Here is a 14,624-nt window from a genome sequence, read left to right as displayed (position 1 = left end):
TGGGGGACGGCGTGCTCGGTCAGCCCCGCCAGGGCAGCTCGGCCGTGACCGTCGTCGGGCCACCGGCGGGGGAGTCGACCACGAGGACCCCGTCATGCCCGAGATCCGTGAGCAGACGGGTGAGACCCTCCCGCAGCAGGACCGAATCCTCGGCGATGACCACGCGCACTCTGTTCTCCACGTTCTCCACGACTGCGTGTCCCCCACTGTTCCGAATATGCCGCGTTCCTCGCGGCCCCGCACGCACCGCGCCCGACCACCGCGCACCGCGCCCCATCGGCTCAAGCATCCCAGGCCCCGGACCCCGATGGGGGGGCCTGTGGATAACCCGCGCGGAGGGTGCTCACGGCCGTGCTCCCGTCGCCGTCCGAGAGGCATGGCGACGGGGCGCACGTCAGAGGAGCGGGGGGAAGGGGGAGGGGAGGGGCTCCGACGGCCGGAGGGCGGAGGGGAGCGGGCGAAAGGGAGCGGAGTGCGGCGGAGAGCGCGGCAGTGACGGAGGAGTGGGGGACGGCGTGCTCGGTCAGCCCCGCCAGGGCAGCTCGGCCGTGACCGTCGTCGGGCCACCGGCGGGGGAGTCGACCACGAGGACCCCGTCAACGGCGTCCAGCCGCTCCGTCAACCCGGCCAGGCCGCCGCCAGTGGCCGGCGACGCCCCGCCTCGGCCGTTGTCCGTGACCTGGAGCATCAGCCGGTCGGCCGCCCGCCACACGTCGACCGTGGCCCGGGTCGCCCGGGCGTGCTTGCTGATGTTCTGGAGGAGCTCCGAGACGGTGAAGTACGCGATCCCCTCGATCGCCTGCGCCGGCCGTGAGTCCAGGTCGACCTCGACCGTCACGGGCACGGTGCAGCGGGAGGCTATCGCCGACAGTGCGGCGTCCAGGCCCCGGTCGGTGAGGACGGCGGGGTGGATTCCGCGGGCCAGGTCGCGCAGCTCCTGGAGGGCGACCTTGATCTCGCCGTGCGCCTCGTCGACCATGCGGGCGGCGGCCTCGGGGTCGTCGGTGAGCTTCTCCTTCGCCAGGCCCAGATCCATGGCGAGGGCGACCAGGCGGGCCTGGGCGCCGTCGTGCAGGTCGCGTTCGATGCGGCGGAGGTCGGCGGCGGCGGTGTCCACGACCACACCCCGGTCCGACTCCAGCTCGGAGACCCGGGTGGCCAGTCGGGACGGGCCCAGCAGACCGGTGACCAACAGCCGGTCCACCGTCAGCAGCCCTCGCACGATCCACGGCGCCGCCAGCACGAGCGCCAGGCCCACGGCCCCGGTCACCGCCAGCTCGCCGGGCGAGTCCAGGTACTCCTGGTGGGTGCGGTCCCCGTACAGCTGGATGCCGTCCTGCCCCCCGAACACCGGGAAGAGCCAGAACCACAGCGGGTACGTCAGCGCCACCAGACCGTACGTCCAGAACGTGATCGCGACGACGAACGTGAACGTGGCCCACGGGAAGTGCAGCAGTGTGTACAACAGGTGCCGCCAGGACACCCCGCTCTTGAGGACCGCGCCCATCCAGGACATCGGGCCGCCGGTCTTCCCCCGCACCCGCTCCGGGTCAGCCACCTCCACCCGCAGCAACGCGCGCGCTCGGTGCCGCTCCAGTGCCCCGAAGCCCCGGCAGACGGCGAGACCGGCCGCGAGGACCGGAATCCCGATGAAGGTGACCAGCAGGCCCGCGCTCATCGACGTCATCGTGACCGCGAAGACGAACATCACCGTGCTGAGCGGAAAACTCAGCAGCGTGTAGAGGAGCTCGCGCCAGGCGCGTGCCTCCAGCGGCGCACGCAGCGGTGCAGGGAGGAAATGCTTTGCCGGGGTCTTCGCCCCGAAGCCGGGGCCGGAACCCTGATGCTCCCGGTCCCGCGTGTCCGGTCCGTATGCCGTGGCCATGAGTCCCGTCCGTTCCGTCTCTGTCTCAGTCTCTCAGTGGGCTGTGCGTGGGGCAGTGGGCTGTGTGTGGGGCGGTCGGCTGTGTGTGGGGCGGGGTGGGGTGGTGGGGCTGTGCCTGGGTGAGCCATGCGTCGGCCGGCTTCGCCGTGGTGTCGGAGGCGGCCCGCCACCACGGACCGTTCTCCCCCGAGAACCCCGGCTCTCCCCCAAGGGTCCCGGCCGGTGGTCTTCGGCACCATGAGGCCCCTCTCCGTATCGGACCGGGGGTTTTCCCCACCCCCCGGGGCCCGCCCCGGAGCGGCCGAGACAGGCCGGAGCCACCCCTGGAGCCGCTGCGGTGGGCCGGAGCCGCCTGGAGGCCGCCCGGGCCCGCCTCGGAGCCGCCCGTGGCCGGCCAGGCCCGGCCGGGAGGAGGCCGGGTGGCCGGTCGGTCAGGCGTCCGGCCGGGCGGTGTCCGGTCGGTCCGGTGTCCGGCCGGCGGGGATCAGGCGGCCCGGTCGCGCCAGGGCAGCTCGGAGGTGACGGTCGTCGGCCCGCCCTCCGGCGAGTCCAGGACGAGCACCCCGTCGACCGCGTCCAGCCGCTCGGCGAGCCCCGCCAACCCCGAACCGCCGTCCATCCGGGCCCCGCCCGCTCCGTCGTCCATGACCTGGAGCATCAGCCGGTCCCCGGAACGCCAGACCTCCACCGAGGCCGACCGCGCCCCGCTGTGCTTGCTGACGTTCTGGAGAAGCTCCGAGACGGTGAAGTACGCGATGCCCTCGATCGCCTCCGCCGGGCGCCCCCGGAGGCCCACCGACACCTTGACCGGGACCGTGCAGCGGGAGGCGATGGCGGAGAGTGCGGCGTCCAGGCCCCGGTCGGTGAGGACGGCGGGGTGGATTCCGCGGGCCAGGTCGCGCAGCTCCTGGAGGGCGACCTTGATCTCGCCGTGCGCCTCGTCGACCATGCGGGCGGCGGTCTCCGGGTCGTCGGTGAGCTTCTCCTTCGCCAGACCGAGCCCCATGGCGAGGGCGACCAGGCGGGCCTGGGCGCCGTCGTGCAGGTCGCGTTCGATGCGGCGCAGGTCGGCGGCGGCGGTGTCCACAACCACGCCCCGGCCCGACTCCAGCTCGGCGATGCGCCGCTCCAGCTCGTCCGAGGGCGACAGCAGACCGCGCACCATCGCCCGGTCCACCGCCGTCAGTCCCCGTGTGATGAACGGCAGCACCGGCCACAGGACGAACAGGCTCGCCAGTGTCACCGCGAACGTCAGCGCCCCCCACGGCAGTCGGATGAACCCGTACAGCAAGGCCCGCCAGCCCACCGGGTCCTTCAGTCCGGCCCACAGCCGGACGAAGAACCCCTGGCCCCGGTGGCCGCGCGCCAGCGGACTCGGCTCCTCGACGCGTACGCCGAGCATCCACCGCGCCCGCCGCCGCTCCAGCCGTCCCAGCAGCCGAGAGCCCTGGAGCCCGCCGACCAGAAGCGGCAGACCGATCACGGTGACGGAGAGCCCGGCGCCGACGGAGATCACGAGGACCGTGTAGACGAACCCCACGACGGCCAACGGCAGGTTGGCGATCAGATACGCCACCTCCCGCCAGGCCCACCGGTCGAGGGCGAAGCGGGCGGGCGGCAGCCGGTCGGGGTCCGGCAGGGAAGGGCTCATGGTCATAGCCACAGCCTGCCGGGCCGCACGCGCGCACACCATGGGGCTCATGGGTGGAGTGAAGTGGGGATAACCCCACCCGATGCCCGACGCGGCTGCTTACGCTCCGTTTAGCAGGCCCTAGACTCCCGTGCGTACAGAACGTGCGTACAGAACAGGTACGCGGGAGTGACGCGGACGACGAGGGAGCGAGGGACGGACGTGGCCGATGTTACGGACGTGACCGGCGTGACCGGTGCGGCGGACGCTGCGGGCACGGCCGGCGTGGCGGGCGCCGCAGACGTGTTCGACGTACCGCATGCGCTCGATGTGGTCGATGTGCCCGCTGTGTCGCATGTGGCCGGTGTATCGCATGTGACCGGTGTGCCGAACGCGGCCGGTGTGTCCGGCGCTCCGGGGGAGGGACCCGCCGTGCTCGCCTCGGAGTACTTCCAGAGCTACTCGGTCATCGGCCTGCTCGCCCTGGTCGGTGTCCTGTTCGTCGCCGTGGCCTTCGGGGCCGGGCGGTTGCTGCGCCCCGTCGTTCCCACCCCGGAGAAGCTCCTCACCTACGAGTGCGGCGTCGACCCGGTCGGCGAGGGCTGGGCGCACACCCAGGTCCGGTACTACGTCTACGCGTTCCTGTACGTGATCTTCGCCGTCGACTCCATCTTCCTGTTCCCGTGGGCCACGGTGTTCGCGGCGCCCGGGTACGGCGCCACGACCCTGGTCGAAATGTTCATCTTCCTCGGCTTCCTGGCCGTGGGACTGCTCTACGCATGGAAGAAGGGCGTCCTCGCATGGGCCTGACGAGCCGGCCGACTCCCGCGTCACAGCAGCCCGCGTCCCCGGCCGAACCGGTCCTTCTCCCCGAGCCCAAGCGCCTCGGCGTGCTCTCCCGGCTCGCACCGGAGCCGATGAAGGTCGTCCTCAACTGGGGCCGCCGCTACAGCCTGTGGGTCTTCAACTTCGGACTCGCCTGCTGCGCCATCGAGTTCATCGCCGCCTCCATGGCGCGCCACGACTTCATCCGGCTCGGCGTGATCCCCTTCGCCCCCGGCCCCCGCCAGGCCGACCTCATGATCGTGTCGGGCACGGTGACGGACAAGATGGCCCCGGCCGTGAAGCGGCTGTACGAGCAGATGCCCGAACCGAAGTACGTCATCTCCTTCGGCGCCTGCTCCAACTGCGGCGGCCCCTACTGGGACTCGTACTCCGTGACCAAGGGCGTCGACCAGATCATCCCCGTCGATGTGTACGTACCCGGCTGCCCGCCCCGGCCCGAGGCGCTCCTCCAGGGCATTCTCAAGCTCCAGGAGAAGATCGCGCGCGAATCCCTCGCCGAGCGGTACGCCCCCGGAACGGCGGGCCGGGGCCCGTCCACCGATGCCCTGCGCAGCGGCCTGGTCGCCCCGCCGGCACCGGCCTCGGCCCGGCCGCCGGCTTCCCCGGAGGCGTCGAAGCCGGGGGAGGAGGGGCGATGAGCGACCACCACCGGCACCCGGAATCCGCGGCCGAGGCCCACGACCGGCTGCCGGACGCGGTCACCGACCTGTTCGGCGAGGAGGCCACGGCGGAGTCGGCGTACGACCTGCTGACCGTCGACGTCCCCGCCGCCGCATGGCTCACCGCACTGCGGACGGCCCGCGACGACCTGGGGTGCAGCTACTTCGACTGGCTCAGCGCCGTGGACGAACCGGGCGTCGGCTTCCGTGTATGCGCCCATGTCGTGGCCCTGGGCAACGGCACGGTGCGGCGGCTGCTGGTACGGACGACCGTGCCGCACGAAGCGGCGGTCCTGCCCAGCGCCATCGACGTCTACGCGGGCGCCGCGTGGCACGAGCGCGAGACGCACGAGATGTTCGGCGTCGCGTTCGAGGGTCACCCCCATCTCGTACCGCTGCTGCTGCCGGAAGGCTTCGAGGGCCACCCGCTGCGCAAGGACTTCGTCCTGGCCGCGCGCGTCGCCAAGGCATGGCCCGGGGCGAAGGAGCCGGGGGAGCCGGCGGAGGGCCACACGGGTCCCCGGCGACGCGCCATGCTTCCGCCCGGGGTTCCCGACCCGAACGAATGGGGCCCCCTGAAGGGCCAGCTCCCTCCGGCCGCCGCCCGTCCGGCCCGGACCGCCCGCCCCGCGACCGACCGCCCGCCCCGCCGCACCCGTACCGCGGGCGAGGGGTCGGCGGCCCAACGCCCCACGGCAAGCGGTCCGGAGACCACTGCGGCGAGCGGTGCGGAGGCGCCTGCCGCGAGCGGTGCGGAGGCGCCTGCCGCGACCGGTGCGGAGGCACCTGCGGCGAGCGGTGCGGAGACGCCTGCCGCGACCGGCCCGGGCACCACCGCGGCACCCGGCGCGGAGACGCCCGCATCTCCGGAGGCACCCCAGAAGTCCCGCCCGCGCCGTTCCCGGTCGGCCTCGGAGGGCTCGGCCAGTCAGAGCGCGGAGCGCGACGTGCCGTCGACGCCTCCGGCCCGACCGGCACGCCGTTCCCGTTCCGCGTCGGAGGGTTCGGCCAGCCAGCGTCCGGCGTCGGGCGCGCCCGGGGACGCCCCGGGGCCTGTGCCCCGGGTGCGCAGCACGGACGCGCCGTGGCACGACGCCCGGCCGGCCTTCGACGCACCCCCCGACGCCAAGCCCGCTCCCGACGCCAAGCCCGCTCCCGGTGACGCCCCGGGACGGAGCGAGACCCCGGGACGGGGCGACGCTCCCGAGCCGGCCTCCGCTCCCGAGCCGGCCTCCGCTCCCGAGCCGGCCTCCGCTCCCGAGCCGGCCTCCGCTCCCGAGCCGGCCTCCGCCCCCGAACAGGGCGACGCCCCGGTGCCGGGCGACGCCCCCGTGCCGGGCGACAAGCCCGCACCCGACACGCCGACCACCGCTCCGGAGCACACCGCCCCAGACCGCCCCGCCCCAGACCGCCCCGCCCCAGACCAGTCCGCCCCAGACCACCCCGCCGGAGGCGATCCCGAGTGAACGACGTTCTCGACGTCGCCCTCCGTCTGGCCATCGTCTTCGTCGTGTTCCTGGTCGCCCCCCTGCTCGTGGGCCAGACGGAGCACAAGGTGATGGCCCACATGCAGGGCCGCCTCGGCCCCATGTACGCAGGCGGCTTCCACGGCTGGGCCCAGCTCGTCGCGGACGGCGTGAAGTTCGCACAGAAGGAGGACGTGGTCCCGGCCGCCGCCGACCGCCGCGTCTTCCAGCTCGCCCCCGCCGTCGCCCTCCTCCCGTACCTCCTGGTCCTCGTGGTCATCCCCGTCGGCCCCCGGGACGGTGCGGTCGGCCAGGCCGTCGACGCGGGCATCTTCTTCGTGCTCGCCGTCATGGGCATCGGCGTCCTCGGCTCCCTCATGGCGGGCTGGGCCTCCGCCAACAAGTTCTCCCTCCTCGGCGGCCTCCGTACCGCCGCGCAGCTCCTCTCCTACGAGCTGCCGATGCTTCTGGCCGCCGCCTCCGTGGCCATGGCGGCCGGCACGGTCTCGCTCACGGGCATCCTCGACGCCTTCGCGTGGTGGTGGCTGCCGTGGCAGATCGTCGGCGCCCTGGTCTTCTTCGTGGCCGGTCTCGCCGAACTCCAGCGCCCGCCGTTCGACATGCCGGTGGCCGACTCCGAGATCATCTTCGGCGCGTACACCGAGTACACCGGTCTGCGCTTCGCACTGTTCCTCCTCGCCGAGTACGCGGGCATCGTCATCCTGTGCGCCCTGACGACCGTCCTCTTCCTCGGCGGCTGGCACGGCCCGTTCGGCGCCGACGGACTGGGCTGGCTCTGGACCGTCCTCAAGACCGCCCTCCTCGCGTTCGTCGTCATCTGGCTGCGCGTCAGCTACCCGCGCCTGCGTGAGGACCAGTTGCAGAAGCTCGCCTGGACCACCCTCGTCCCGCTCGCCCTGGCGCAGATCGCGCTCACCGGCATCGTGAAGGTGGCGATCAGCTGATGCCCCCGATCCCTGGATCCGGCCTGGCCAAAGGTCTTGCCGTCACCCTGCGCACGATGACGAGGAAGACCGTCACCGCGCAGTACCCGGACGCCCAGCCCGAACTCCCGCCACGCTCCCGCGGCGTCATCGGGCTGTTCGAGGAGAACTGCACGGTCTGCATGCTCTGCGCCCGTGAGTGCCCCGACTGGTGCATCTACATCGACTCCCACAAGGAGACGTCCCCGCCCGCCGCTCCCGGCGGACGGGAGCGCAGCCGGAACGTCCTCGACCGCTTCGCCATCGACTTCTCCCTCTGCATGTACTGCGGCATCTGCATCGAGGTGTGCCCCTTCGACGCGCTGTTCTGGTCGCCCGAGTTCGAGTACGCGGAGACGGACATCCACGAGCTCACCCACGAGCGCGACAAGCTCCGCGAATGGATGTGGACCGTGCCGGAGCCGCCCGCCCTCGACCCCGGTGCCGAGGAGCCCAAGGAGATCGCCGCCGCCCGCAAGGCCGCGGACAAGCTCGCCGCCCAACGCGCACAGGAACAGCAGGCTCAGCAGGCAGAGCGGGAACAGTACGAACAGGAACAGGCACAGGAACAGACAGGCGAGAAGGGAGGAAGCGCGTGATGCCCCACATCGCACCTTCCTTGCTCACCGCCGCCGCCGCGGGCGACCACCCCGGTTTCCTCTCCCCGTCCGGCGTCGAGATCGCGTTCCTCCTCGTCGGCCTCGCCACCCTCGGCGCCGCCGTCATCACCGTCACGACCAAGCAGTTGGTGCACGCCGCTCTCTGGCTCGTCGTGGCGCTCGGCGGACTGGCCGTCGAATACCTCCTGCTCACGGCGGAGTTCATCGCCTGGGTCCAGGTACTGATCTACGTCGGTTCCATCGTGGTCCTCCTCCTCTTCGGCCTGATGCTCACCCGGGCCCCCATCGGCCGTTCCCCGGACGCCGATTCGGGCAATCGGTGGGTCGCGCTCGGCGTGGCCCTCGCCGCGGCGGCGGCCCTCGTCTGGGTCGTGGCCGACGCCTTCCGCACCACCTGGATCGATCTCGACGGGCCCGCGCAGGGGTCCACGGAGGTCACCGGCGCCTTCCTGTTCCGGAACTGGGTGCTGCCCTTCGAAGCGCTCTCCGTCCTGCTGCTGGCCGCCCTCGTCGGCGCGATCGTCCTGTCCCGCAAACGCGACACGGACACCACGGTCCGCCCCGTCACCCGGGGCACGGCCAAGCCCAGGACGGATGTGCCGGGCCCGCCCGCGTCGCCCGGCGCATCCGGCGCATCCGGCACATCCGGCGAACCCGGTACGCCCGGTACGCCCGGCGCATCCGGTCAGGAGGAACAGGGCTGATGCACCTCGCCTATCCCGCGGTGCTCGCCGCCCTCCTCTTCTGCGTCGGCCTCTACGGCGTACTCGCCCGCCGCAACGCGATCCTGGTCCTGATGTCCGTCGAGCTGATGCTCAACGCCGTCAACCTCAACCTCGTCGCCTTCGACGTCTGGCTCCGCGACACCCTCCACTCCGGCCAGGCCCTCACGCTCTTCACCATCGCCATCGCCGCCGCCGAGATCGGCATCGGCCTCGCGATCGTCCTGTCCGTCTACCGCAACCGGGGCACCTCCGACATCGACCGGCTCCGCGACACCGCCGAGACCGACGAAACCGAGAAGCTGCCCGACACGGCCCGGACCGACACCGCTGAGACCGACACCGCTGGGACCGACACCGCTGGGACCGACACCGCCGAGCACGCCGAGACGTCCGCCCGCCAGGCGGACGAGAACCCGGGGAAGACGAAGAAGGCAGAGGCCACCAGGTGACCACCACGACCCTCGCCGCCCTCGTCCCCCTCATCCCGTTCCTCGGCGCCCTCGCCGGGCTCGCCGTAGGCCGCGCCGCCCCCGGCTTCGTCCGCCCGCTGGCGATTCTCCCGACCCTCACCGCGGCCGTGCTCGCCGTGACCGTCGCCGTCCGCCAGGGCGGCGGCCGGGCCATCGACGCCGCGACCCAGCTCACGCCGACCGGATCCGTCCCGATCGACCTGGCGCTGCACCTCGACGGCTTCGCCGTTCTGGTCGCCGTCCTCGTCACCGTCGTCGCCACCTGCGTACAGCTCTACTCCACGGCCTACCTCCGCGACGACGCCCGCTATCCCTCCTACGCGGCCCTCATCTCCCTCTTCACCGCCGCGATGCTCCTGGTCGTCTACTCCGGCGACCTGATGGTGCTCCTGGTCGGCTGGGAGATCATGGGCATCTGCTCGTACTTCCTCGTCGGCCACTACTGGGAGACGCCCCAGGCCCGAGCCGCCTCTCTCAAAGCCTTCCTGGTCACCAAACTCGGCGACGTCCCCTTCCTGATCGGTCTGTTCGCGCTCGCCGCCGACACCGGCAGCTTCCGGATCACCGAGATCCTCGCCGCCGTCGGCAACGGCGGACTCGACCACCCCACCCTCATCGCCCTGCTGCTCCTGGCGGGCGTCGCGGGCAAGTCGGCCCAGTTCCCCCTGCACACCTGGCTGCCCGACGCGATGGCCGGCCCCACCCCCGTCTCCGCGCTCATCCACGCGGCGACGATGGTCGCCGCCGGCATCTACTTCGTGGCCCGCCTGCTGCCCGTCTTCGCGGCCTCCGGCGCGGCGCTCGTCGTCCTCGCCGTGATGGCCGCCGTCACGATGATCGGGTCCGGGCTCGCCGCCCTCGCCCAGGACGACATCAAACGCGTCCTCGCCTACTCGACCATCGGCCAGCTCGGCTACATGTCGGGGGCCCTCGCCGTCGGCGACCGGGGCGCCGCCGTCTTCCACCTGATTTCGCACGGTGCGTTCAAAGCCGTCCTCTTCCTCGCCGCGGGCGTCGTCATCCACGCCGCGGGCACCAACTCACTGGCCGCCATGTCCCGGATGGGAGACCTCGCCCGTCGCGTCCCGGACGCCTTCTGGACGATGACCGTCGCCCTCCTCGCGCTGGCCGCCATCCCGCCGTTCGCCGGCTTCTTCTCCAAGGAAGCCGTCCTCGTCGCCGCCGAGCACACCGCCCTCGGGGACCGGACCGTCGCCCCGGCCGCCGCGGGCTGGACGATCCTGATCGCGGGGCTCCTCGCCGCCGTGCTGACCGCCGCCTACGCCGTACGCCTCTGGCTCCTCGCCTTCCGCGGACGCGGCGCCGAAGCCCCCGACCACGGCAGGCAGCCCCTCGCCATGACCTCCGTCCTGTGGATCCTGGCCGTCCCCACCATGGGCTTCGGCCTCACCGCCGGGGTGATCGGTGACTGGTTCGACGGGCACGGCCTCACGCCGTCCCTCACCACCGCCGTCCTGTCCACCGGGGTCGGCGTCGCCGGCGGGCTCATCACCTACGGCGCGTGGCGGCACACCACCGCCCTCGCGGCACGCACCCCCATCGGCGCCGTCGCCGCCCACCCCGGCGCCGAACCCGCCCTCGTCGAAGCCGAGGCCATGACGTCCCACACCGCCGTCTACGGCACCATCGCGGACGCCGCCGACCCGGCCGACCCCGGCAGGCTCCTCCTCGGGCCCCTGCACCGCCACGCGGCCACCGGCTTCCACCTCGACGCCCTGTACACGGTGCTGTTCGTCCGGCCCGTCCAGGAGTCGGCCCGCCTCGTCCGCTTCCTGGACCGCGAGGTCGTCGACACCTACGTCAACGGAACGGGCGCCGTCACCCGCCTCCTGGGCACCGCCGTCCGCCGGGCCCAGACCGGCAACGTGCAGACCTACGTCAGCGCCCTGCTCGCCGGGTCCCTCGTCCTGGCGATCGCCGCCGTCGTCTTCGCCAACGTCAACGCGGGGTCGTGACCGTGACCGATATCAGTGCGTCCGTGATGCAGTTCCTTCTGGCGTTCATCGTCGTCGCCCCGCTCCTCGGCGCCGTGGCCGCCCTGCTCCCCGCCCCGCCCGGCCTCAAGGGCAAGAGCCCCGACCAGGCCGTGCTTCGCCACGGCGTCACCGTCACCGGCGCCGTCCTCGTCGCCGCGATCGTCCTGGCCATCGGCTTCGACCACGACCACCCCGCGACGATGCAGGCGACCACCGACATCAGCTGGATCCCGGCGCTCGACGTCCGCATCCACCTCGGCATCGACGGCATCTCCCTCCCCCTCCTGGTCCTGACCGCGCTCCTGACCTTCCTCTGCGCGCTGTACAGCTACTCCAAGCCGCCCGCGGGCCCCTCGCCGAAGGCGTTCGTCGCCCTCGTCCTCGTCCTGGAATCCGGCACCCTCGCCACCTTCGCCGTCCTGGACCTGCTGCTCTTCTTCCTCGCCTTCGAGATGGTCCTCATCCCGATGTACTTCCTCATCGCCCGCTGGGGCGGCGGCCAACGGCAGGCAGCCGCCTGGAAGTTCATCCTCTACACCCTGCTCGGCTCCGTCGTCATGCTGCTGGGCCTCCTCCTCGTCGGGCTGAAGAGCGGCACCTTCGACATGGTGGCACTCGCCACTGACAACGGCCGGGGCCTCACCACATCCGTGCAGGTCATCGCCGTACTCGCGATCGGTCTCGGCCTCGCCGTGAAGACCCCGATGTGGCCGCTGCACAGCTGGCTCCCCGACGCCCACACCGCCGCCCCCACCGTGGGATCCGTACTCCTCGCGGGCGTCCTGCTGAAGATGGGAACGTACGGATTCGTCCGGATCCTGCTCCCGATCGCCCCCGACGGGATGCGGACCTTCGCGCCCTACCTCGCCGCGTTCGCCGTCGTCGGCATCGTCTACGGCTCCCTCGCCTGCCTGGCCCTGGCCCGCACCGGCGCCAAGGGCGACCTCAAGCGGCTCATCGCCTACTCGTCCGTCGGCCACATGGGCTTCGTCCTCCTCGGCATCGCCACCATGACCCCCACCGGAGTCAACGGCGCGCTCTTCGCCAACATCGCCCACGGCCTCATCACCGGCCTGCTGTTCTTCCTGGTCGGCGCGGTCAAGGACCGCTACGGAACCGCCGACCTCGACACCCTCGCCGGAGCGACCGGGGCCGCGCTCTACGGCCGGGCGCCCCGCCTCGGCGCGCTGCTCGCCTTCGCCGCCGTCGCCTCCCTCGGCCTGCCCGGACTCGCCGGATTCTGGGGCGAGATGCTCACCCTGTTCGGGGCGTACAGCCCCGCCGAGGGCCTCAGCCGCCCCGCCTTCCGCACCTTCATGGCCATCGGGGCGTTCGGCACCCTGCTCACCGCCGCGTACATGCTCATCGTCGTTCGCCGCGTCTGCATGGGCGAGCGCCCGCCCCACCCCCAGCCATCGCCCGACGACCCGGCCCCGCGAACGGCGGACGGCCCCCGGCCGTCCGCGGCCGCCGCAGCCCGACCCGCCGCCACCGCCCCGCAGCTCGCCGACATCCGGACGTACGAAGCCGTCGCCTGGACCCCGCTCGCCGCGCTCACCGTCCTCGCCGGTCTCTGGCCCGCCGTCCTCCTCGGCCTCACCGACCCGGCCGTGCAGAAGCTCCTCGCAGGAGGCAAGTCGTGACCGCGGACCTCAGCACCGCCCCGGGCCCGGCCGCCCCCGGCGACGCCACCGGAAGCCTCCTCGCGGCCGACACCCCCAGCCTCGTCCAGTCCATCGACTGGCTCGCCATCGCGCCGCCCACTCTGACCGCCCTGGCGGCCCTGGCCGTCCTCGTCGCCGACCTGTTCCTGCCCGCGCACCGCAAACGCGTCCTCGGCCTCGGCGCCCTCACCGCCCTCGCCGCCGCCCTGGCGCTCCTGATCCCCCTGCGCGCCGGGGACCGGTCCACCTTCTGCGTCACCACCGGCGCCCAGGCATGCAGCTACACCGCCGACCACTTCACCGTCGTCATCCAGGCGCTCGTCCTCGGCGGCGCGTTCCTCACCGTCCTGCTCTCGCTCGACGACACCCGCGAACTGCCGGCCGGGGAGTACTGGTTCCTGCTCCTGGCCTCCGCCGCCGGGGCCGCCCTGCTGCCCGCCTCCCGCGACCTCGCCACGCTCGTCGTCGCCCTCGAAGTGGCCTCGCTGCCGGCCTTCGCCCTCGTCGGCATCAAACGCGGCGACCGGCGCTCGTCCGAGGCCGCGCTGAAGTTCTTCCTCTCCTCGGTCGTCGCCACCGCCGTCATGCTGCTCGGCGTCAGCTTCGTGTACGCGAGCACCGGCACCCTGCACCTCACCGAGATCGCCGGCCGCCTCGACGACGTACCTCCGGCGCTCGACACCCTCGTCAAGACCGGAGTGGCCCTCACTCTCGTCGGCTTCGCCTTCAAGACCGCCGCCGCACCCTTCCACTTCTGGGTGCCCGACACCTACGTCGGCGCGCCCCTCCCGATCGCCGCCTACCTCTCCGTCGTGGGGAAGGCCGTCGGGTTCTCGGGGCTCATCCTGGTGACCGTCATCGCGTTCCCCTCCCACGCCGACGTCTGGGGGCCCGCACTCGCCGTCCTCGCCGCGCTCACCATGACCGTCGGCAACGTCGCGGCCCTCCGCCAGAACGCCGCCCGCGCCCGCAGCGCCGTTCGTCTCCTCGCCTGGTCCTCGGTCGCCCAGGCCGGTTACCTCCTGGTCCCGATCGCCGCCGCCGCGTACTCCAGCGACGAACAGATCGGCTCCACGGTGGCGTACGCCCTCATGTACGCCGTCGTGAACCTGGGCGCGTTCGCGGTCGCCGCCCTCGTCGCCCGCACCCACCCGGGCAACCGGCTCTCCGACTACCGCGGCCTGTACGCCACCCGCCCCCTCGCTGCCCTGGCCCTCGGGTTCTTCCTGCTCTGCCTGGCAGGACTGCCGCCCGGCATCATCGGACTCTTCGCGAAGGTCACCGTCTTCTCCGCGGCGGTCGACGCGGGCCTCGGCTGGCTCGCCGTCGTCATGGCCGTCAACGTGGTGATCGCCCTCTACTACTACCTTCAGTGGACCGCGATCCTCTTCCGTACGCCCGACGGCACCCCGGAAGCCGCCGGGTCGGCCACCGGAGCCCCGGCCCCCGCCCCGCCGCGCCGTCTGCGCGCTCCCGCCCCGCTCACCACGGCGATCGTCCTCACCGCCGCCGCCGGAATCCTGCTCTCCGGGGCCCCGCAGGCCGTCCTGCGCTTTGCCTCCGTCAGCCTCTTCTGAGGTCTCCCGGCCCCGGAGGACCGGTTTGCCCGCGGCCACCGGCGCAGGGCAAGGTCTGGGCTGCATACGTCACGTAATCGGCGTGGACGTGTCGGAAGCGAG

At 72.6% G+C, this 14,624-nt stretch carries 12 protein-coding genes and 1 pseudogene; 10 read left to right on the top strand and 3 right to left on the bottom strand.

The genetic code is table 11. From position 1 onward, the window contains the following. Positions 1 to 85: 85 nt before the first annotated feature. The 3 genes and pseudogenes from ACIQMU_RS05320 to ACIQMU_RS05310 all read right to left on the bottom strand — a co-directional run. Positions 86 to 190 (bottom strand): annotated as a pseudogene (locus tag ACIQMU_RS05320) (DNA-binding response regulator); the annotation flags it as partial. A gap of 333 nt (positions 191 to 523) precedes the next feature. After that, positions 524 to 1,885, bottom strand: coding sequence for a sensor histidine kinase (locus tag ACIQMU_RS05315; RefSeq protein ID WP_402688232.1), 1,362 nt, complete (start codon positions 1,883 to 1,885; stop codon positions 524 to 526). A 484-nt stretch (positions 1,886 to 2,369) separates the two neighbouring features. Next, on the bottom strand, positions 2,370 to 3,542 hold the full coding sequence (locus tag ACIQMU_RS05310; RefSeq protein WP_352243436.1) for a sensor domain-containing protein: 1,173 nt from the start codon (positions 3,540 to 3,542) through the stop codon (positions 2,370 to 2,372). Between the two features lie 348 nt (positions 3,543 to 3,890). Here ACIQMU_RS05310 and ACIQMU_RS05305 point away from each other — a divergent pair, with 348 nt between their 5' ends. The 10 genes from ACIQMU_RS05305 to ACIQMU_RS05260 are packed head-to-tail and all read left to right on the top strand — an operon-like array spanning position 3,891 to position 14,522. Next, positions 3,891 to 4,325, top strand: coding sequence for an NADH-quinone oxidoreductase subunit A (locus tag ACIQMU_RS05305; RefSeq protein WP_402688253.1), 435 nt, complete (start codon positions 3,891 to 3,893; stop codon positions 4,323 to 4,325). Then, complete coding sequence (locus tag ACIQMU_RS05300; protein ID WP_352243437.1) at positions 4,316 to 4,999, top strand: NADH-quinone oxidoreductase subunit B family protein; 684 nt, start codon at positions 4,316 to 4,318, stop codon at positions 4,997 to 4,999. The genes ACIQMU_RS05305 and ACIQMU_RS05300 overlap by 10 nt, the downstream gene beginning before the upstream one ends. After that, positions 4,996 to 6,486 carry an NADH-quinone oxidoreductase subunit C gene (locus tag ACIQMU_RS05295; protein ID WP_402688231.1) on the top strand — a complete coding sequence of 497 codons (1,491 nt, stop codon included), beginning with the start codon at positions 4,996 to 4,998 and terminating at the stop codon, positions 6,484 to 6,486. The genes ACIQMU_RS05300 and ACIQMU_RS05295 overlap by 4 nt, the downstream gene beginning before the upstream one ends. Continuing rightward, positions 6,483 to 7,451 carry an NADH-quinone oxidoreductase subunit H gene (locus ACIQMU_RS05290; RefSeq protein ID WP_402688230.1) on the top strand — a complete coding sequence of 323 codons (969 nt, stop codon included), beginning with the start codon at positions 6,483 to 6,485 and terminating at the stop codon, positions 7,449 to 7,451. Before ACIQMU_RS05295 ends, ACIQMU_RS05290 begins: the two co-directional genes overlap by 4 nt. Beyond that, positions 7,451 to 8,068 (top strand): NuoI/complex I 23 kDa subunit family protein, encoded by a 618-nt coding sequence (locus ACIQMU_RS05285; protein ID WP_402688229.1) that lies wholly within the window; start codon positions 7,451 to 7,453, stop codon positions 8,066 to 8,068. Before ACIQMU_RS05290 ends, ACIQMU_RS05285 begins: the two co-directional genes overlap by 1 nt. Further along, positions 8,068 to 8,793, top strand: coding sequence for an NADH-quinone oxidoreductase subunit J (locus tag ACIQMU_RS05280; protein ID WP_402688228.1), 726 nt, complete (start codon positions 8,068 to 8,070; stop codon positions 8,791 to 8,793). The genes ACIQMU_RS05285 and ACIQMU_RS05280 overlap by 1 nt, the downstream gene beginning before the upstream one ends. Next, positions 8,793 to 9,263: an NADH-quinone oxidoreductase subunit NuoK gene (nuoK, locus tag ACIQMU_RS05275; protein ID WP_402688227.1), complete on the top strand. Its 471-nt coding sequence runs from the start codon at positions 8,793 to 8,795 to the stop codon at positions 9,261 to 9,263. The genes ACIQMU_RS05280 and nuoK overlap by 1 nt, the downstream gene beginning before the upstream one ends. After that, positions 9,260 to 11,260, top strand: a complete 2,001-nt coding sequence (locus ACIQMU_RS05270; protein WP_402688226.1) for an NADH-quinone oxidoreductase subunit L — start codon at positions 9,260 to 9,262, stop codon at positions 11,258 to 11,260. The genes nuoK and ACIQMU_RS05270 overlap by 4 nt, the downstream gene beginning before the upstream one ends. Then, on the top strand, positions 11,257 to 12,924 hold the full coding sequence (locus ACIQMU_RS05265; RefSeq protein WP_352243444.1) for an NADH-quinone oxidoreductase subunit M: 1,668 nt from the start codon (positions 11,257 to 11,259) through the stop codon (positions 12,922 to 12,924). Before ACIQMU_RS05270 ends, ACIQMU_RS05265 begins: the two co-directional genes overlap by 4 nt. Beyond that, a complete protein-coding gene (locus tag ACIQMU_RS05260; RefSeq protein ID WP_402688225.1) occupies positions 12,921 to 14,522 on the top strand; it encodes an NADH-quinone oxidoreductase subunit N in 1,602 nt (533 codons plus the stop codon). The genes ACIQMU_RS05265 and ACIQMU_RS05260 overlap by 4 nt, the downstream gene beginning before the upstream one ends. Positions 14,523 to 14,624 lie beyond the last annotated feature (102 nt).

It is taken from the genome of Streptomyces sp. NPDC091649, assembly GCF_044756785.1.
In the GTDB taxonomy this organism is placed as follows: Bacteria; Actinomycetota; Actinomycetes; order Streptomycetales; family Streptomycetaceae; genus Streptomyces.
Note: the sequence above shows the minus strand (reverse complement) of the source record. Positions and strands in the feature narration are given on the sequence as shown.